Here is an 18,313-nt window from a genome sequence, read left to right as displayed (position 1 = left end):
CGCGGCCGTTCACTTCGCGGTGTTGGACCAGCCCTTGGACAGTTCCACCGCCTGGCTCCAGCGCCGCATGCGTGCCTCGCGCACCGAGTCCGGCCAGGCCGGTTCGAAGGTGCGCTCGGCCTGCCACTTGGAGGCGAACTCGTCCTGGCCCGACCAGAAGCCGACCGCCAGGCCCGCCAGGCCCGCCGCGCCCAGCGCGGTCGATTCCGGCACCCGCGGGCGCACCACCGGCACGCCCAGCAGGTCGGCCTGCATCTGCATCAGCAGGTCGTTGCGGGCCGCGCCGCCATCGACCCGCAGCTCGGTCAGCGCGATGCCGCTGTCGCCGTTCATGCAGGTCAGCAGTTCGGCGCTCTGCAGCGCGATGGATTCGAGCGTGGCGCGGGCGATGTGGGCGCGAGTGGTGCCGCGCGTCAGGCCCACCAGGGTGCCGCGGGCATAGGGATCCCAGTGCGGCGCGCCCAGGCCGGCGAAGGCCGGCACCATGAAGACGTCGTCGGTGTCGGCCACGCTGGCGGCCAGCGATTCGATTTCCTCGGAGCGCTGGATGATGCCCAGGCCGTCGCGCAGCCATTGCACCGCGGCGCCGGCGACGAACACGCCGCCTTCCAGCATGTAGGCCGGCCGCCAGCCTGGCTGGCCCTGGACCGGCAGGCCCCAGCCGACGGTCGACAGCAGATGGTTGTGCGACTGCACCGGCTTGTCGCCCACGTTCATCAGCATGAAGCAGCCGGTGCCATAGGTGTTCTTGGCCATGCCCGGCTTGAAGCAGGCCTGGCCGAAGGTCGCGGCCTGCTGGTCGCCGGCGACGCCGGCGATGGGAATCGAGCCGCCCAGCCATTCGGGCAGGGATTCGCCCACCACCGCGCTGCTGGGCGCGATTGACGGCAGCACGCTGCGCGGAATGTTGAGCAGCGCCAGGATCTCGTCGTTCCAGTCCTGCGTGTGCAGGTCGAACAGCATGGTGCGCGAGGCGTTGCTGGGGTCGGTGCTGTGCACCGCGCCGCCGGTCAGCTGCCAGATCAGCCAGGTGTCGACGGTGCCGAAGGCCAGCTCGCCGCGCTCGGCCTTCTGGCGCGCGCCGGGCACGTGATCCAGCAGCCAGGCCAGCTTGGTGCCCGAGAAATAGGCGTCCAGCACCAGCCCGGTGCGCGATTGCAGGAAGTCGGCATGGCCGTCCTGGCGCAACTGGTCGCACATCGGCGCGGTGCGGCGGTCCTGCCAGACGATGGCGCGGGCCAGCGGGCGGCCGCTGGCGCGGTCCCAGATCAGGGTGGTTTCGCGCTGGTTGGTGATGCCGATGGCGGCCACGTCGGCGGCGCTGGCGGCGGCGTTGCGCAAGGCCTCGCGCGCCACGTCCAGCTGGCTGTGCCAGATCTCGCCGGGATCATGTTCGACCCAGCCCGGCCGCGGGTAGTGCTGGCGGAATTCGCGCTGGCCGATGCCGCGCACCACGCCGTCGCGATCGAACACGATGGCGCGGGAGCTGGTCGTGCCCTGGTCCAGGGCTAGGACAAATTCATTCGTCGTCACTGTTTTTGGCGCCGTTCAGGTGTGCCCCGGCCAGCGGGTCGAGGCGTCTAAAGGAGAAGACCGAAGCCGCGCACAGCAGGCCGATGACGATGAAGCCGGCGATCACGTCGCCCACCGCCAGCGTTTCGGCCCCGCGCAGGGTCATGCTGATGTTCAGGGTCACCGCGGCCACGCCCACGCCCAGGCTGATGCCGAGCTGCTGCGCCATGGCGGCGAAGCTGCTGGCGCGGCTCATCCTGGCCGGGGGAATGTCGGCATAGGTTAGCGTATTTACGCCGGTGAACTGCAGCGAGCGGAAGAAGCCGCCGATCAGCAGGATGGCGATCAGCAGCCAGACCGGCGTGGCCGCCGTGAAGGTGGCGCAGACCATGATGAAGGCGCCGGTCAGCACCGCGTTCACGGTCAGCACGCGGCGAAAGCCGAAATGCCTGACGATCGGGGTGGCCACGAACTTCATCAGCAGCGCGCCGGCCGCGCTGGCGAAGGTGATCAGGCCGGCCGAGAACGGCGACAGGCCGAAGCCCACCTGCAGCAGCATGGCCAGCAGGAAGGGCGTGGCGCCCACCGCGAAGCGGCACAGGTTGCCGCCCAGCGTCGAGATGGCGAACGTGGGAATGCGCATCAGCGACAGGTCGATGATCGCGTAATCGATGCGGCGCGCGTGCCAGCCGTAGAGCAGGCCGCAGACGATGCCCACCGCGATCAGGCCCAGCAGCAGCGGCAGCGGCATGACGTCGCGGCCGATGGCTTCGAAGCCGCTGACCAGCGTGGCCAGGCACACGGCGCTGAGCAAAAAGCCCAGCCAGTCCAGGCGCGGCGCCGTTTCTTCCTTGATCTCGGCCACGTAGCGCAGCACCAGCGCGATGCCGAGCACGCCGATGGGAATGTTGATCAGGAAGATCCAGTGCCACGACATGTAGGTGACCATGAAGCCGCCCAGCGGCGGCCCGATCACCGGGCCCAGCAGCGCCGGGATCGACAGGAACGACATGGCTTTGAGCAGGTCCTGCTTGGGCACGGTGCGCAGCAGGATGATGCGGCCCACCGGCACCATCATGGCCCCGGCCATGCCCTGCACGATGCGGGAGATGACCAGTTGCGGCAGGTCCTGCGACAGGGCGCAGGCCACGGAACTGAGGGTGAACAGGCCGATGGCGGCGATGAAGACGCGGCGGGCGCCGTAGCGGTCGGCGGCCCAGCCGCTGACCGGCACGAACACGGCCACCGACAGCAGGTAGGAGGTGATGGCCACGTTCAGCCGCACCGGGGTCGATCCCAGGGCCCGCGCCATGGCCGGCAGGGCGGTCGCCACCACGGTCGCGTCCAGCATCTGCATGAACAGCGCACAGCCGACGATGAAGGGAATCATGCGTGCCGCGCGCACCGCGTCCGGGGTTGAAGGAGGAGCGGGATTGGCTGCGGCTGCGGATTCGGCGGACATGGCGGAGGGGGGCGGTGGGAGCCGGAAGATTGTAACGCCGGGTTCCGGCCCCGGGTGCAGTAAACTGGCGGCATCCGAAACCCACTGAAATTGGTGCCATGGCGACCAACTACGAATCCGAGATCACCCAGTTCCTGAAAGACTACAAGCAGTCGCACCCTGGCACCGAAGAACGCCAGCGCGAAGGCCGCGCCCGTCTTTGGGACAAGACGCAGGACGCGGAACTGCTGGAAGGCTTCCGCGCCGCCCGCGTGCCGCAAAAGCCGTACGTGTATCAGGCCGACTGATACCGTTGCGGCAGCCATGGCCCACACCCCCTCCGTCCCGGGCGATGCCCTGGCCGCGCTAGTGGAACCGTCCGTCGACAGCACGCCCGACACCGTTGATAGCGTGGCGTTCGCGCGTCTGTACGGCGAGCCGCTGTTCCAGATGCCGACGGATCTGTACATTCCGCCGGACGCGCTGGAGGTCTTCCTCGAGGCCTTCGAGGGGCCGCTGGACCTGCTGCTCTACCTGATCCGCAAGCAGAACTTCAACGTGCTGGACATCCCGATGGCGGATGTCACGCGGCAGTACCTGTCCTATGTGGAACAGATCCGCATCCACAACCTGGAGCTGGCCGCCGAGTATCTGCTGATGGCGGCCATGCTGATCGAGATCAAGTCGCGCATGCTGCTGCCGGTCAAGAAGACCGACACCGGCGAAGAGCCCGAGGATCCGCGCGCCGAGCTGGTGCGCCGCCTGCTCGAGTACGAGCAGATGAAGCTGGCCGCGCAGAAGCTCGACGCCTTGCCCCAGCTGGGCCGCGACTTCGTCACCAGCCACGCCGTTGCCGACCTGAGCGTCGAGCGCATGCTGCCCGAGGTCAGCGTCGATGACCTGCGCGCCGCGTGGGCCGACATCATGAAGCGGGCCAAGCTCAACCAGCACCATCACATCACTCGCGAACAGCTGTCGGTGCGCGACCACATGACGCACATCCTGCGGCGCCTGAACGACGTGCGTTTCATCGAGTTCGGCGACCTGTTCATGGAACGGGTGCGCGAAGGCGCGCCGGCCGCGGTGGTGGTGGTGCACTTCATCGCCATGCTGGAACTGGCGCGCGAGTCGCTGCTGGAAATCACGCAGGCCGAGCCTTACGCGCCCATCTACGTGCGCCTGGCCTATACCAGCGTCGCGGCGGTCGCGGCCTGATCCCCCCGGGCTGTGCGCCCGATCCCGGAGATTCCCCTTGAAAGTCGTCCACACCATCCAGGAACTGCGCGATCACCTGCGCGGCCAGAATCGCGTGTCGTTCGTGCCCACCATGGGCAACCTGCACGAAGGCCACCTGGCGCTGATGAAGCTGGCGCGCCAGCACGGCGACCCGGTGGTCGCCAGCATCTTCGTGAACCGCCTGCAGTTCGGGCCGAACGAGGACTTCGACCAATACCCGCGCACCCTGGCCGCCGACATCGAGAAGCTCGAGCGCGAACGCGACGTCTACGTGCTGTTCGCGCCCAACGAGCGCGAGATGTACCCCGAGCCGCAGAACTACCGCGTGCAGCCGCCGGACGACCTGGGCGACATCCTCGAAGGCGAGTTCCGTCCGGGCTTCTTCGCCGGCGTCAGCACCGTGGTGCTCAAGCTGTTCTCCTGTGTGCAGCCGAAGGTGGCGGTGTTCGGCAAGAAGGACTACCAGCAGCTGATGGTGGTGCGCAACATGTGCCGCCAGTTCCAGCTGCCGGTGGAAGTGCTGGCGCACGAGACCGTGCGCGCCGACGACGGCCTGGCGCTGTCCTCGCGCAACCGCTACCTGAGCGACGCCGAGCGCGCCGAGGCCCCGGCCCTGTACGCCGCGCTGCACAACGTCGGCCAGCGCCTGGCGGCCGGCGAGCGCGATGCCGCCAAGCTGGAGCGCGAAGCGGCGCAGCACCTGACCGATCGCGGCTGGAAGGTCGACTACATCGCCCTGCGCCGCCAGCGCGACCTCAAGCGTCCGGAAGCCGCCGACCTGCAGGCCGGCGAGCCGGTGGTGGTGCTGGCCGCCGCCAAGCTGGGCGCGACGCGCCTGATCGACAACCTGGAACTGTCCTACACGGCCTGAGCCGGTTGCGCCGCGGCCCGATCCTCCCGGGCCGCACCCCTGGCAAAATTGCCAGCTTATGCCGCCGCCGGGGGCGGGGCAGACTCTCTGCAAGTCTTCATTGCAGAGCCGTTCCATGCACGTTCCCCGCACCGACCTCGATCGCCTCCTGTCCACCCTGACGCCGCGCGAACGCCAGATCGTCGCCTATGTCGCGGCCGGCCGTCCCAACAAGGTCATCGCGATCGACCTGGACATTTCCCTGCGCACCGCCGAGGCCCATCGCGCCCGGATCTTCGCCAAGCTGGGCGTGCGCAACGCCATGCAGCTGGCCTGCCGGCTGTGCGCCCATGGGCAACTGGGCGTGTCGCCGGTGCTGGGCGCGCCGCTGCCGTGCGGGCGGGGCGCGGCGGGGCCGGCCGAGCCCCTGCATGAATGGCCCCTGCGCGAACCCGCCCAGCCCGGGCCGACGCCATTCGAGCCGACCGCGCTCGATCCGGCCCGGCCCGCACCGATCCCGCCCGCGCCGGATGGTCCCGCGCCAGTCACGCGCTATGCGCCGCGGGCGGAGCCGGTCCACGTCATTCTTGCGGATTGTTGCGCATCGCTTATCAATAAAGGGTATTGGAGTAAGTAGGCACTTACTTATAGAGCCGACCGACCATGCATGGGCCGTCACGTCGCCCGGGGCCCGCCGCAAAAACCAAGGGCCTGCGGATGCGGCATCCGGCAGGCCCTGTGGGGGGGAAGGGTCAGGCCAGGGTCGATGCCCGGCCCGCCGGGCTCAGGGGCACTGGGGCGCCTGGGCCTTGGCCAGTTCGTCGATCGGATCCAGGTCCGGCTGGCGGGTCAGGTTGTAGTTCAGGTTGGGCGTCTGGCCGCCGATGGAGCGCACGCGCAGCACGTTGTTGGCGGCGACCACGAATTCGACCCGCATGTTGCCCTTGCTGTCGAGCAGCAGGACGCGCGGCGGGCGCTCGTCGGTGGCGTCCCAGCAGCCTTGCTCGACGATCGGCGCGGCCTTCTGGGGATCGTTTTCCAGGTAGGCGGTGCGGCCGCGCCAGCGGCCGTTGGGCGCCAGGGTCAGGGTGACGCGTTGCGCCGTGCATTGCATGGCGGGCGAGAAACACGGCAGGGTGCCCATGTAGGTCTGCGGCTGCGGCACCAGGCTGTTGGCGGCGGCGCTCTGCGCGGCGGCGGGCGCCGGGACGGGCGCGGGGGCCGCGGCGGCGCCGCTGTCCGCGCCTTCCGGCATGGGCTGGCCGTCCTCGGTGGTGGCGCCCTGGGCCGCGGCGGCCTGGGTCGGGGTCTTCTTCTGGTCGGGTTTCAGCGCGATCTGCACCTGCGAGGGCGCCCGCAGCACGGTGCGGTAGCCGGCGCCGGAACCCTGGTACTGGGCGTCGGTGACGGTGCTTTCGACCGGAGGATCGTAATAGCCTTCGGTGCGTTGCTGGGCGCAGCCCGCGGCACCCAGCACCGTGCCCGCTAGCAGCAGCCCCATCATGCTGAGTTTGCGGGGGCGGGTAAGGATTTCGACGCGCGCGGCCATGGCAGCTGATCCGTAAGTTGAGTCTGTCTCCGATTTTACGCACTTATGCGAAGATTCGATACGATCCCCATCATCCTGAAAGGCGTTGCCGGCACTTTATGCACAAATTACGACACGGCTCCCGGCTGCCCGCCCGCCGCCTTGCCGCCAGCGCTCGCGCGCCGGCGCGACGGACCGCGTCGCGGGAGCGCGCATGACGCTGTGGCATGTCTTCCCGGTGCCGCTGGCGGCGTTCATCGCGCTGGCCGCGCTGGCCGGCCTGCTGGTCGGCGGCTGGCTGACGCGGGTGACTTACCGCCTGCCGCGCATGATGGAGCGCGAGTGGCAGGCGCAGTGCCAGGAGGCCGCGGGCCAGGCCCGGCCGGCCGCCGATTCCGGCCTGCTGGCGCCGGCCTCGCATTGCCCGAGCTGTGAGACCCCGGTGACCGGCTGGCGCCGCCTGCCGCTGCTGGGCTGGCTGGCGCTGCGCGGCCGCTGCGCCGCATGCGGGGCCGGGATCGGCTGGCGCTATCCCGCCATCGAGTCGATCACCTGCCTCCTGTTCGCCGCCTGCGCCTGGCGTTTCGGCGCCACGCCCATCGCGCTGTGCGCCATGGGCCTGTCGGCGGCGCTGGTGGCGCTGGCCTGGATCGACCTGGAATCGACCCTGCTGCCGGACGCGATCACGCTGCCGCTGGCCTGGGCCGGTCTGCTGGTGAATCTGTTCGACGCCTTCACGCCGCTGTCGATGGCGGTGGTGGGCGCGGTGGCCGGCTACCTGTTCCTGTGGGTTATCTTTCATGCATTCCGGCTGCTGACCGGCCGCGAAGGCATGGGCTACGGCGATTTCAAGCTGCTGGCGGCGCTGGGCGCCTGGTTCGGCGTCGGCGCCTTGCCGATGCTGCTGCTGGGCGCGTCGGTGGTCGGCGTGGTGGTGGGCGGCGCCCTGACGCTCAGCGGCCGGGCCAGCCGCGGCCAGGCGCTGCCGTTCGGCCCGTACCTGGCATTGGCGGGCGTGGCCGTGCTGCTGCTGGGCGGCGAGCAGGGCCTGGGATGGTTGCTGCATTGAACGCGCGCGCGGCCAGCGGCGGCTCGCGCCCGATGGCGCGGCGGTCCTGTCCGGTCCGCGCCGCAAACGAAGGACGAACATGTTCAAGATCGGTCTGACAGGGGGCATCGGCTCGGGCAAATCGCGCGTGGCCGACATGCTGGGCGAATGGGGCGCGTCGGTGGTCGATACCGATGAGATCGCGCGCGCGCTGACCGCGGCCGGCGGCGCCGCGATGCCCGCCATCGAACGCGAATTCGGGCCCGACGCGCTGACGCCGGCCGGCGCCCTCGACCGCGACTGGATGCGCGAGCGCGCGTTTGCGGATCCGCAGGTCCGCCTGCGCCTGGAAGCCATCCTGCACCCGGCCATCGGCCACGAAACCGAACGCCAGGCCGAGGCCGCGCAAGGCGCCTATCTGGTGTTCGTGGTGCCGTTGCTGGTCGAGTCGATCGGGCGTTGGCGCGACCGCGTCGACCGCATCTGCGTGGTCGATTGCGATCCCGACACGCAGGTGGCCCGCGTGCAGTCGCGCAGCGGGCTGACGGACTCAGCCATCCGGCGTATCATGGCGGCACAGGCTGCGCGGGCGGACCGGCTCGAAGTCGCGGACGACGTCATCGACAATGGCGGCGCGACATCGCCGGAGCAATTGCGCGTGCAGGCGAAGACCCTGCATGATCGCTGGCTCACGTTGGCGGCCACGACGGGCCGGCAAGCCCCGGGCTTGGCCGGCACCCCTGAATAATCTCGGCCCGCCGGCCGACCTCTGATGGGCCTGTTTACAAGCGTGATTGTTTACGAATATCCCTTCAATGAGCGCATCCGCGCCTACCTGCGGCTTGAATACCTGTTCGACAGGTTGTTCTTCTTTGCCCGCGAGGGGGATTCACGCCAGCACCAGGTCGCCGTCACCTCGTTGTTCGACCTGCTCGATGTCTGCGAGCGCACCGACGTCAAAGGCTCGGTGCTGCAGGACCTCGAACGCCAGCGCGTGGCGCTGGTGGGCCTGCGCGACCACCCCGGGGTGGCGCAGGACGCGCTCGAAGGCATGCTGCGCGAACTCGAAAAAGTGGCCTCGGCCCTGGCGGCGCCCGGCAAGACCGGCCAATCCCTGCGCGAGAACGAATGGCTCACCAGCCTGCGCGGCCGCCTGGCCGTGCCCGGCGGCGCGACCCAGGTCGACATGCCGTCGTACTACGCCTGGCAGCACAAGTCCGAAGCCGCGCGCTGCGCCGACCTGCAGGCCTGGCTGGCGCCCTTCACCGCCCTGAACGACGGCCTGACCCTGGCGCTGCGCCTGTTGCGCGAGTCCGGCCGCAAGACCGACATCGTGGCCGAGCAGGGCGCCTACCAGGAGATGCTGGGCGGCAAGCAGTTCCAGCTGCTGCGCGTCTGGGTCGATCCGGCGCAGGGGGTCTTTCCCGAGATCAGCGCGAACAAGTACATGATCTGGATCCGCTTTTCGACCCAGGACGGCGAATTCAAGCCCCAGCAGGTGGCGCGCAGCATCCCCTTCCAGATCACGCTCTGCAATTCGTAGTCCGGCGGGCGCGGGCGGGGGTCATCCCGCCCCGATTCCTGTTGCGGCCGATTTCAGCAGTAACGGACAATGGCTGAAATGTCGGTCGTCTAGGTCACAATACGGCTTTCTCCGTCAGTGCCGGAACCGTTCCCCATGTCCGATAGCCGTCCCGTTTCTCCGCCCTCTCGCTGGACCCGCCGCAGAATCATCGGGTTAGCGGTGCTTTTGCTGGTGGTGGCCGGCATCGCCTGGCTGGCGTTGCGGCCGGCGGCCAAGCCGGGCGGCGGCGGCCCCGGCGGGCGCTCCGGCGGCGGACGGCCCAACATGGCCGCGGCCATGGCCAACCTGGCCGTGCCGGTGCGGGTGGCCAGCGCCGTGACGCAGGACATCGACATCTTCCTCAAATCCCTGGGCACCGTGACCGCCTACAACACCGTCACCGTGCGCAGCCGCGTCAGCGGCGAACTGGTCGACGTGCCGTTCCAGGAAGGCCAGCAGGTCAAGGCCGGCGACCTGCTGGCGCAGGTCGACCCGCGCGCCTTCCAGGTGGCCCTGGACCAGGCCCGCGGCACCCAGATGCAGAACCTGGCGCTGCTGGAGAACGCGCGCCGCGACCTGCAGCGCTACCAGGCCCTGTTCAAGCAGGACTCGATCGCCAAGCAGCAGGTCGACACCCAGGCCGCGCTGGTGCGCCAATACGAAGGCACCATCAAGAGCGACCAGGCCAATGTCGACAATGCCCGCCTGCAGCTGGACTACGCCCGCATCACCGCGCCGATCAGCGGCCGGCTGGGCCTGCGCCAGGTCGACCGCGGCAACCTGGTGTCCAGCTCGGACACCAACGGCCTGGTGGTGATCACCCAGACGCAGCCGATCTCGGTGGTCTTCACGCTGCCCGAGACGCAACTGCCGGAAGTGCGCGCCGAGCTGGCCGAGGGCAAGACCCTGGCGGTGGAGGCCTACGACCGCGCCGATACCCGCCGCATCGCCTCCGGCACGCTGGCGACGCTGGACAACCAGATCGACGTCACCACCGGCACCCTCAAGCTCAAGGCCAAATTCGAGAACCAGGACGACGCGCTGTTCCCCAACCAGTTCGTCAACGTGCGCCTGCACGTGCTGACGCGCAAGGGCGTGACGGCGATCCCGACGGCGGCGGTGCAGCAGGGGTCGGCCGGCGCCTTCGTGTTCCTGGTGCAGCCGGACAACACCGTGCAGGTCAAGCAGGTCAAGCTGGGCGCCATCAACAATGGCATGGTGGCCGTGAACGAGGGCCTGCAGCCGGGCGACCGCGTCGTGACCGAAGGCACCGACCGCCTGCGCGCCGGCGCCAAGGTCGACGTGGTGGGCGGCGACGAGGTGATTCCCGCCGCCAAGGACAAGTCGCTGGGCGGGGGCGCGCCGGCGGGCACCACGCCCGCGACGCGATAAGCGGGGGGCCACGCCGTGAGCCCGTCGCGCCTGTTCATCCTGCGGCCCGTGGCCACCACGCTGTCGATGGTGGCCATCCTGATCGCCGGCTTCATCGCCTACCGCCTGCTGCCGGTCTCGGCCCTGCCCGAAGTCGATTACCCCACCATCCAGGTGACCACGCTGTATCCGGGCGCCAGCCCGGACGTGATGACGTCGCTGGTGACCTCGCCGCTGGAGCGGCAGTTCGGCCAGATGCCGGGCCTGAACCAGATGTCGTCGACCAGCTCGGGCGGCGCCTCGGTCATCACCATGCAGTTCAACCTGACGCTGCCGCTGGACGTGGCCGAACAGCAGGTGCAGGCCGCCATCAACGCGGCGTCGAACCTGCTGCCCAGCGACCTGCCGGTGCCCCCGACCTACAACAAGGTCAACCCGGCCGACGCGGCGGTGCTGACGCTGGCGATCACCTCGCCCACCATGCCGCTGCCGCAGGTGCGCGACCTGGTGGACACGCGGGTGGCGCAGAAGCTGTCGCAGATTCCGGGCGTGGGCCTGGTGAGCGTGGCGGGCGGGCAGCGCCCGGCCGTGCGCGTGCAGGTCAATCCGCAGGCGCTGGCGGCCAACGGCCTGGGGCTGACCGACCTGCGCACCGCGGTGGTGGGCGCCAACGTCAACCAGCCCAAGGGCAACCTGGACGGGCCGCTGCGCTCGACCACCATCAACGCCAATGACCAGCTCAAGTCGCCGACCGACTACAACGACCTGATCATTGCCTACAAGAACAACGCGCCGCTGCGCCTGTCGGACGTGGCGCGCGCGGTCGAGGGCGCCGAGGACACGCGCCAGGCCGCCTGGGCCGGCGACAAGCCCGCCATCCTGCTCAACATCCAGCGCCAGCCCGGCGCCAACGTCATCGACGTGGTCAACCGCATCCAGGCGCTGCTGCCGCAACTGCGCGCCGCGCTGCCGGCCACGCTGGACGTGACGGTGGTGTCGGACCGCACCCAGACCATCCGCGATTCGGTGGCCGACGTGCAGTTCGAGATGCTGCTGGCGGTGGCGCTGGTGGTGATGGTGACCTTCGTGTTCCTGCGCAGCATCACGGCGACGCTGATTCCCAGCGTGGTGGTGCCGCTGTCGCTGGTGGGCACGTTCGGCATCATGTACCTGGCCGGTTTCTCCATCAACAACCTGACGCTGATGGCGCTGACCATCGCCACCGGCTTCGTGGTGGACGACGCCATCGTCATGATCGAGAACATCGCCCGCCACATCGAAGAGGGCGAGACGCCGCTGCAGGCCGCGCTCAAGGGCGCCTCGCAGATCGGCTTCACGCTGATCTCGCTGACCTTCTCGCTGATCGCGGTGCTGATCCCGCTGCTGTTCATGACCGAGGTGGTGGGGCGGCTGTTCCGCGAGTTCGCCATCACGCTGGCGGTGTCGATCCTGATCTCGCTGGTGGTGTCGCTGACGCTGACGCCGATGATGTGCGCGCGCCTGTTGCGCGCCGAGTCCGAGCAGAAGCACGGCCGCTTCCACCAGGTCACCGGGGCCTTCATCGACCGCACCATCGCCGCCTACGACCGCATGCTGCAGAAGGTGCTGCGGCACCAGCCGCTGACGCTGCTGGTGGCGCTGGCGACCTTCGCGCTGACGGTGCTGCTGTACATCCTGATTCCCAAGGGCTTCTTCCCGCAGCAGGACACCGGGCTGATCCAGGCCATCACGCAGGCGCCGCAGTCGATTTCCTTCTCCGCCATGGCCGAGCGCCAGCAGGCCGCGGCGCGGCTGGCGCTGGAGGATCCCGATGTGCAGGCGGTGTCGTCGTTCATCGGCGTGGACGGCAGCAACGCCACCCTCAGCGCCGGCCGCATGCAGATTGCGCTCAAGCCGCAGTCCGAGCGCAAGGGCGACCTGCCGACCGTGATGGCGCGGCTGCAGGAGGCCTTCGGCAAGCAGGACGGCGTGACCGTCTACATGCAGCCGGTGCAGGACCTGACCATCGAGGACCGGGTCAGCCGCACGCAGTACCAGATGACGCTGTCCAACCCGGACCTGAAGGTGCTGAGCGAATGGACGCCCAAGCTGATCGACCGGCTGCGCCAGGTGCCGGGCCTGAAGGACGTGACCGATGACCTGCAGGACGACGGCCTGCAGACCTGGGTCGAGATCGACCGCGACGCGGCTTCGCGGCTGGGCATCACGGCGGCGGTGGTGGACGAGGCGCTGTACGACGCCTTCGGCCAGCGCCTGATCTCGACCATCTTCACCCAATCCAACCAGTACCGCGTGGTGCTGGAGGTGCAGCCGCAGTTCCAGATGAACCCGGCCTCGCTCGGCCAGATCCACGTGCCGACCTCCACCGGGGCGCAGGTGCCGCTGTCGTCCATCGCCCGCATCACCGAGGGCAAGACGGTGCTGGCGGTGAACCGGCTGGACCAGTTCCCGATGGTCACGGTGTCGTTCAACCTGGCGCATGGCGCGTCGCTGTCGGCCGCGGTCGAGGCGATCACCGCGGCCGAGGCCGAGATCGGCATGCCGGCCAGCGTCGAGACGCGCTTCCAGGGCGCGGCGCTGGCGTTCCAGAACTCGCTGTCGAGCACGCTGTGGCTGATCCTGGCGGCGATCGTCACCATGTACATCGTGCTGGGCGTGCTGTACGAAAGCTACATCCACCCGATCACCATCCTGTCGACGCTGCCGTCGGCCGGGGTGGGGGCGTTGCTGGCGCTGCTGATCAGCGGCACCGAGCTCGACATGATCGGCATCATCGGCATCATCCTGCTGATCGGCATCGTCAAGAAGAACGCCATCATGATGATCGACTTCGCGCTCGACGCCGAGCGCAAGCGCGGCCTGTCGCCGCGCGCGGCGATCCATGAGGCGGCGCTGCTGCGCTTCCGGCCGATCCTGATGACCACGCTGGCGGCGCTGTTCGGCGCGCTGCCGCTGATGCTGTCGACGGGCACCGGCGCCGAGCTGCGCCAGCCGCTGGGCCTGGTGATGGTGGGCGGCCTGCTGCTGAGCCAGGTGCTGACGCTGTTCACCACGCCGGTGATCTACCTGATGTTCGACCGCATGTCGCGGCGCTGGCGCGGCATGCGCGAGGCGCGCGCCGGGAGCGCGCCGTGATCCTGTCGGCGCCCTTCATCGTCCGGCCGGTGGCGACCACGCTGCTGTCGCTGGCGATCGTCCTGGCCGGCATGCTGTCGTTCTTCCTGCTGCCGGTGGCGCCGCTGCCGCAGGTGGACATTCCCACCATTTCGGTGTCGGCCAGCCTGCCGGGCGCCAGCCCCGAGACCATGGCCTCCAGCGTCGCCACGCCGCTGGAACGCTCGCTGGGCAGCATCGCCGGCGTGACCGAGATGACCTCCAGCAGCACCCAGGGCTCGACCCGCGTGACGCTGCAGTTCGACCTGTCGCGCGACATCAATGGCGCGGCGCGCGACGTGCAGGCGGCCATCAACGCCGCCCGCTCGCTGCTGCCGACCAGCCTGCGCAGCAACCCCACGTACCACAAGTCCAATCCGTCCGACGCGCCCATCATGACGCTGGCGATGACCTCCGACACGCTGAGCCAGGGCCAGATGTATGACCTGGCCTCGACCATCGTGGCGCAGAAGCTGTCGCAGGTGGACGGGGTGGGCGAAGTGACGGTGGGCGGCAGCTCGCTGCCGGCGGTGCGCGTGACGGTGCTGCCGGGCGCGCTGGCCAACCGCGGCGTCTCGCTCGACGACGTGCGCACGGCGCTGGCCAACGCCAACGCCAACCGCCCCAAGGGCGTGCTGGAAAACGACCAGTACCACTGGCAGATCATGGTCAACGATCAGCTCAGCCGCGCCGAACAGTACCGGCCGCTGCTCGTGGCCTGGCGCGACGGCGCGCCGGTGCGGGTGTCGGACGTGGCCAGGGTCGAGGATTCGGTCGAGGACCTGTACCAGACCGGCTTCTACAACCAGCGCAACGCGATCCTGATGATCGTGCGGCGCCAGGCCGACGCCAACATCATCGAGACCGTGGACGCGGTGCGGGCCCAGCTGCCGGTGCTGCTGGCGCTGATGCCGGCCGACGTGCAGCTGACCGTGGCGCAGGACCGCACGCCCAGCATCCGCGCCTCGCTGCACGAGGCCGAGCTGACGCTGGTCATCGCGGTGGGCCTGGTGGTGCTGGTGGTGCTGCTGTTCCTGCGGCGCTGGCGCGCGGCGATCATTCCCAGCGTCGCGGTGCCGGTGTCGCTGATCGGCACCTTCTGCATCATGTATCTGTGCGGCTTCACGCTCAACACCATCTCGCTGATGGCGCTGATCGTGGCCACCGGCTTCGTGGTGGACGACGCCATCGTGGTGCTCGAGAACATCATGCGCCACGTCGAGAACGGCATGTCGCCGATGCGGGCGGCGCTGCGCGGCTCGCGCGAGGTGGGCTTCACCGTGCTGTCGATGAGCCTGTCGCTGGTGGCGGTGTTCATTCCGATCCTGCTGATGGGCGGGGTGGTGGGACGCCTGTTCCGTGAATTCGCGGTGACGCTGTCGGCGTCCATCATGGTGTCGCTGGTGGTGTCGCTGACCCTGACGCCGATGATGTGCGCGCGTCTGCTCAAGGCCGAACCCAAGGAGCCGAAGCCGCCGGGCCGCCTGGCGCGCTGGGCCGAGGGCGGCTTCGCCTGGATGCAGGACGGCTACCGCCGCAGCCTGGCCTGGGCGCTGGCGCACGGCCGGCTGATGATGCTGATCCTGGCGGCGGCGGTGGGCCTGAACGTGTATCTGTACACGGCGGTGCCCAAGGGCTTCTTTCCGCAGCAGGACACCGGCCAGCTGCTGGGTTTCTTCCGGGTCGACCAGGGCACCTCGTTCCAGGCCACGGTGCCCAAGCTGGAGGCGCTGCGCAAGGTGGTGCTGGCCGATCCGGCGGTGCAAAGCATGACCGGCTTCGCCGGCGGGCGCGGCGGCAGCAACAGCAGCTTCATGCAGATCCAGCTCAAGCCGCTGGCCGAGCGCGGCGTGTCGGCCGACCAGGTCATCAACCGCCTGCGGGCGCGGCTGCAGAACATGCCGGGCGCGCGCATGTTCCTGGTGTCGCAGCAGGACATCCGCATCGGCGGCCGCCAGAGCCAGGGCTCGTACGACTACACCCTGATGTCCGGCGACCTGCAATTGCTGCGCACCTGGATGCCCAAGGTGCAGCAGGCCATGTCGAAGGTCCCCGAGATCACCGACGTCGACACCGACGTCGAGGACAAGGGCCGCGAGATCAACCTGGTGATCGACCGCGACGCCGCCACGCGGCTGGGCGTGAGCATGTCGACCATCTCCACGGTGCTGAACAATTCCTTCAGCCAGCGCCAGGTGTCGGTGATGTACGGGCCGCTGAACCAGTATCACGTGGTGCTGGGGGTGGACCAGAAGTTCGCGCAGGATATCGAGTCGCTCAAGCAGGTCGAGGTGATCACGTCGGCCGGCACGCGCGTGCCGATGGCGGCCTTCGCCCGCTTCGAGAACGCCAACGCGCCGCTCAGCGTGCAGCACCAGGGCCTGTTCGTGGCCGACACGGTGTCGTTCAGCCTGGCGCCGGGCGTGTCGCTGGGGCAGGCCACCGCCGCCATCGACGCCGCGGTGGCGCGCATCGGCCTGCCGTCGGATCAGATCCAGGCCGGCTTCCAGGGCACGGCGGCGGCGCTGCAGCAGACGCTGGCGCAGCAGCCGTGGCTGATCCTGGCCGCGCTGGTCACCATGTATATCGTGCTGGGCATCCTGTACGAGAGCTTCGTGCATCCGCTGACGATCCTGTCGACGCTGCCGTCGGCCGGGCTGGGCGCGCTGCTGGCCCTGCTGCTGGTGCGCACCGATTTCACGCTGATCGCCCTGATCGGGGTGTTCCTGCTGATCGGCATCGTCAAGAAGAATGCCATCATGATGGTGGACTTCGCGCTCGAGGCCGAGCGCAATCAGGGCATGGCGCCCAAGGAAGCCATCTTCCAGGCCTGCCTGACGCGCTTCCGGCCGATCATGATGACGACCATGGCCGCCATCTTTGGCGCGCTGCCGCTGGTGGTGGCCACCGGCGCTGGCGTCGAGATGCGCCAGCCGCTGGGCATTACCATCGTGGGCGGGCTGGTGCTGAGCCAGATCCTGACGCTGTACACCACTCCGGTGGTCTATCTCTACCTTGACCGTTTCCGCCTCTGGGCCGCGCGCGGGCGCGCCCGGCGCGGCGGGGCCGCTTCGATAGAACAACTATGATCCGCAACGCCAAGCCTTTCCCTTCCGTCTTCCTGCCGCGCGCCGGCATCACGCTGGCGTTGTGCGCCGCGCTGGCCGCCTGCGCCGTCGGCCCTGACTACCAGCGGCCGGCGCTGGACGTGGGCGCGGCCTACAAGGAAGGGCAGGACGAAGTGCCCGGCTGGAAGCGCGCCGAACCGCGCGATGACGCCGACCGCGGCCAGTGGTGGCGCGTCTATGACGACGCCACGCTCAATGGCCTGGTGGACGCGCTCAACACGTCGAACCAGACCATCGCCCAGGCCGAGGCCAATTACCGCCAGGCGCTGGGCCTGGTGCGCGGCGCGCGCGCCGGGTTCTTCCCCACCGTGGGCGCGGGCGCCGGCCTGACCCGCTCGGGCAGCGGCGGCGGCAGCGGCGGTTCGTCGTCCTCGTCGTCGGGCGGCGGCAACGTGTCCAACCAGTATTCGCTGACGGGCAGCGTCAGCTGGGAGCTGGACGTGTGGGGCCGCGTGCGCCGCAATGTCGAGGCCTCCGAGGCCAGCGCGTCGGCCAGCCTGGCCGACCTGGCGGCGACCCGCCTGAGCGCGCAGGCCGCGCTGGTGCAGGCCTATCTGCAGTTGCGCGTGCTCGATGAGCAGAAGCGCCTGCTGGACGCGACCGTGGCCGCCTACGAGAAATCGCTGCAACTGACGCAGAACCGCTACAGCGTGGGCGTCGTCGGCCAGGCCGACGTCGCCGTGGCCCGCACCCAGGTCGAGAGCACGCGGGCCCAGTCGATCGACCTGGATTGGCAGCGCGGCCAGTACGAGCACGCCATCGCGGTGCTGATGGGCCAGGCGCCGTCGCATTTCAGCCTGCCGCCGGCGGCGTTCTCGGTGCAGCTGCCGCAGATCCCGGTGGGCCTGCCTTCCGAACTGCTGGAGCGCCGTCCCGACGTGGCCGCCGCCGAGCGCCGCGCCGCCGCCGCCAACGCCCAGATCGGCGTGGCGCAGGCGGCCTGGTTCCCCAGCCTGACGCTGTCGGCCGATGGCGGCTTCCGCAACGGTCAGTTCGCCGAGCTGCTGACCGCCCCGGCGCGCTTCTGGTCGTTGGGGCCGGCGTTGGCCTTGACGATCTTTGACGGCGGCGCGCGCCAGGCGCAGGTCGAGCAGGCGCGCGCGTCCTACGACGCGCAGGCCGCGGCTTACCGGCAGGCGGCGCTGACCGGGCTGCGCGAAGTCGAGGACTACCTGATCCAGCTGCGCGTGATGGAGAACGAGCAGACCGTGCAGCGCCGCGCGCTCGAGGCCGCGCGCGAATCGCTGCGGCTGATGCAGAACCAGTACAAGGCCGGGCTGGTGGATTACCTGAGCGTGGCGGTGGTGGACGCCACCGCGCTCAGCAACGAGCGCAGCGCGCTCAGCCTGTATGGCAACCGCCTGGTGGCCAGCGTCAACCTGATCGTTGCCCTGGGCGGCGGCTGGAACGGGCTGCCCGCGCAAGGGGCGGGCGCGGCCGGCGGCGGATCGCAGGCCACGGCGCCCGCCGCGCCGCAGGCGG

14 protein-coding genes are annotated in these 18,313 nt (G+C 69.5%); 11 read left to right on the top strand and 3 right to left on the bottom strand.

What is annotated here, in order from left to right:
* Positions 1-9 precede the first annotated feature (9 nt).
* Positions 10-1,533 carry a glycerol kinase GlpK gene (gene glpK / locus AOZ53_RS27260; protein WP_054433196.1) on the bottom strand — a complete coding sequence of 508 codons (1,524 nt, stop codon included), beginning with the start codon at positions 1,531-1,533 and terminating at the stop codon, positions 10-12.
* Positions 1,520-2,974 (bottom strand): DHA2 family efflux MFS transporter permease subunit, encoded by a 1,455-nt coding sequence (locus AOZ53_RS27255; protein ID WP_054490161.1) that lies wholly within the window; start codon positions 2,972-2,974, stop codon positions 1,520-1,522. The genes glpK and AOZ53_RS27255 overlap by 14 nt, the downstream gene beginning before the upstream one ends.
* Before the next feature lie 98 nt (positions 2,975-3,072).
* Between AOZ53_RS27255 and AOZ53_RS27250 the strand changes: the two genes are divergently transcribed.
* The 4 genes from AOZ53_RS27250 (at position 3,073) to AOZ53_RS27235 (ending at position 5,676) form a co-directional block, all read left to right on the top strand.
* On the top strand, positions 3,073-3,261 hold the full coding sequence (locus tag AOZ53_RS27250; protein ID WP_054433199.1) for a DUF3460 family protein: 189 nt from the start codon (positions 3,073-3,075) through the stop codon (positions 3,259-3,261).
* Between the two features lie 16 nt (positions 3,262-3,277).
* The gene (locus AOZ53_RS27245; protein WP_054433201.1) at positions 3,278-4,168 is read left to right on the top strand and encodes a segregation and condensation protein A; all 891 of its coding nucleotides are present in this window, start codon (positions 3,278-3,280) and stop codon (positions 4,166-4,168) included.
* A gap of 37 nt (positions 4,169-4,205) precedes the next feature.
* Positions 4,206-5,060, top strand: coding sequence for a pantoate--beta-alanine ligase (gene panC, locus AOZ53_RS27240; protein WP_054433202.1), 855 nt, complete (start codon positions 4,206-4,208; stop codon positions 5,058-5,060).
* Positions 5,061-5,175: 115 nt separating this feature from the next.
* Positions 5,176-5,676 (top strand): response regulator transcription factor, encoded by a 501-nt coding sequence (locus AOZ53_RS27235; RefSeq protein ID WP_054490159.1) that lies wholly within the window; start codon positions 5,176-5,178, stop codon positions 5,674-5,676.
* Positions 5,677-5,823: 147 nt separating this feature from the next.
* Here the strand turns inward: AOZ53_RS27235 and AOZ53_RS27230 are convergent, their stop codons facing one another.
* On the bottom strand, positions 5,824-6,588 hold the full coding sequence (locus AOZ53_RS27230; RefSeq protein WP_054490157.1) for a copper resistance protein NlpE N-terminal domain-containing protein: 765 nt from the start codon (positions 6,586-6,588) through the stop codon (positions 5,824-5,826).
* Between the two features lie 193 nt (positions 6,589-6,781).
* Between AOZ53_RS27230 and AOZ53_RS27225 the strand changes: the two genes are divergently transcribed.
* From AOZ53_RS27225 to AOZ53_RS27195, 7 genes are all read left to right on the top strand, one after another.
* On the top strand, positions 6,782-7,636 hold the full coding sequence (locus tag AOZ53_RS27225) for a prepilin peptidase (protein ID WP_054477844.1): 855 nt from the start codon (positions 6,782-6,784) through the stop codon (positions 7,634-7,636).
* Positions 7,637-7,715: 79 nt separating this feature from the next.
* Positions 7,716-8,363, top strand: coding sequence for a dephospho-CoA kinase (coaE, locus tag AOZ53_RS27220; protein WP_054433209.1), 648 nt, complete (start codon positions 7,716-7,718; stop codon positions 8,361-8,363).
* 42 nt (positions 8,364-8,405) lie between these two features.
* A complete protein-coding gene (gene zapD, locus AOZ53_RS27215) occupies positions 8,406-9,158 on the top strand; it encodes a cell division protein ZapD (protein ID WP_054433256.1) in 753 nt (250 codons plus the stop codon).
* Positions 9,159-9,293: 135 nt separating this feature from the next.
* The gene (locus tag AOZ53_RS27210) at positions 9,294-10,571 is read left to right on the top strand and encodes an MdtA/MuxA family multidrug efflux RND transporter periplasmic adaptor subunit (protein WP_054490155.1); all 1,278 of its coding nucleotides are present in this window, start codon (positions 9,294-9,296) and stop codon (positions 10,569-10,571) included.
* A gap of 15 nt (positions 10,572-10,586) precedes the next feature.
* Positions 10,587-13,685, top strand: coding sequence for an MdtB/MuxB family multidrug efflux RND transporter permease subunit (locus AOZ53_RS27205; RefSeq protein WP_054433211.1), 3,099 nt, complete (start codon positions 10,587-10,589; stop codon positions 13,683-13,685).
* Positions 13,682-16,792, top strand: a complete 3,111-nt coding sequence (locus tag AOZ53_RS27200) for a multidrug efflux RND transporter permease subunit (RefSeq protein WP_054490153.1) — start codon at positions 13,682-13,684, stop codon at positions 16,790-16,792. Before AOZ53_RS27205 ends, AOZ53_RS27200 begins: the two co-directional genes overlap by 4 nt.
* The coding region (locus AOZ53_RS27195) for an efflux transporter outer membrane subunit (protein ID WP_054490151.1) at positions 16,789-18,313 on the top strand (1,525 nt) is incomplete at its 3' end. The genes AOZ53_RS27200 and AOZ53_RS27195, both read left to right, overlap by 4 nt.

The sequence above is a fragment of the Achromobacter sp. 2789STDY5608621 genome (genome assembly GCF_001299375.1).
GTDB classification, from domain to species: domain Bacteria; phylum Pseudomonadota; class Gammaproteobacteria; order Burkholderiales; family Burkholderiaceae_B; genus Achromobacter; species Achromobacter insuavis.
Note: the sequence above shows the minus strand (reverse complement) of the source record. Positions and strands in the feature narration are given on the sequence as shown.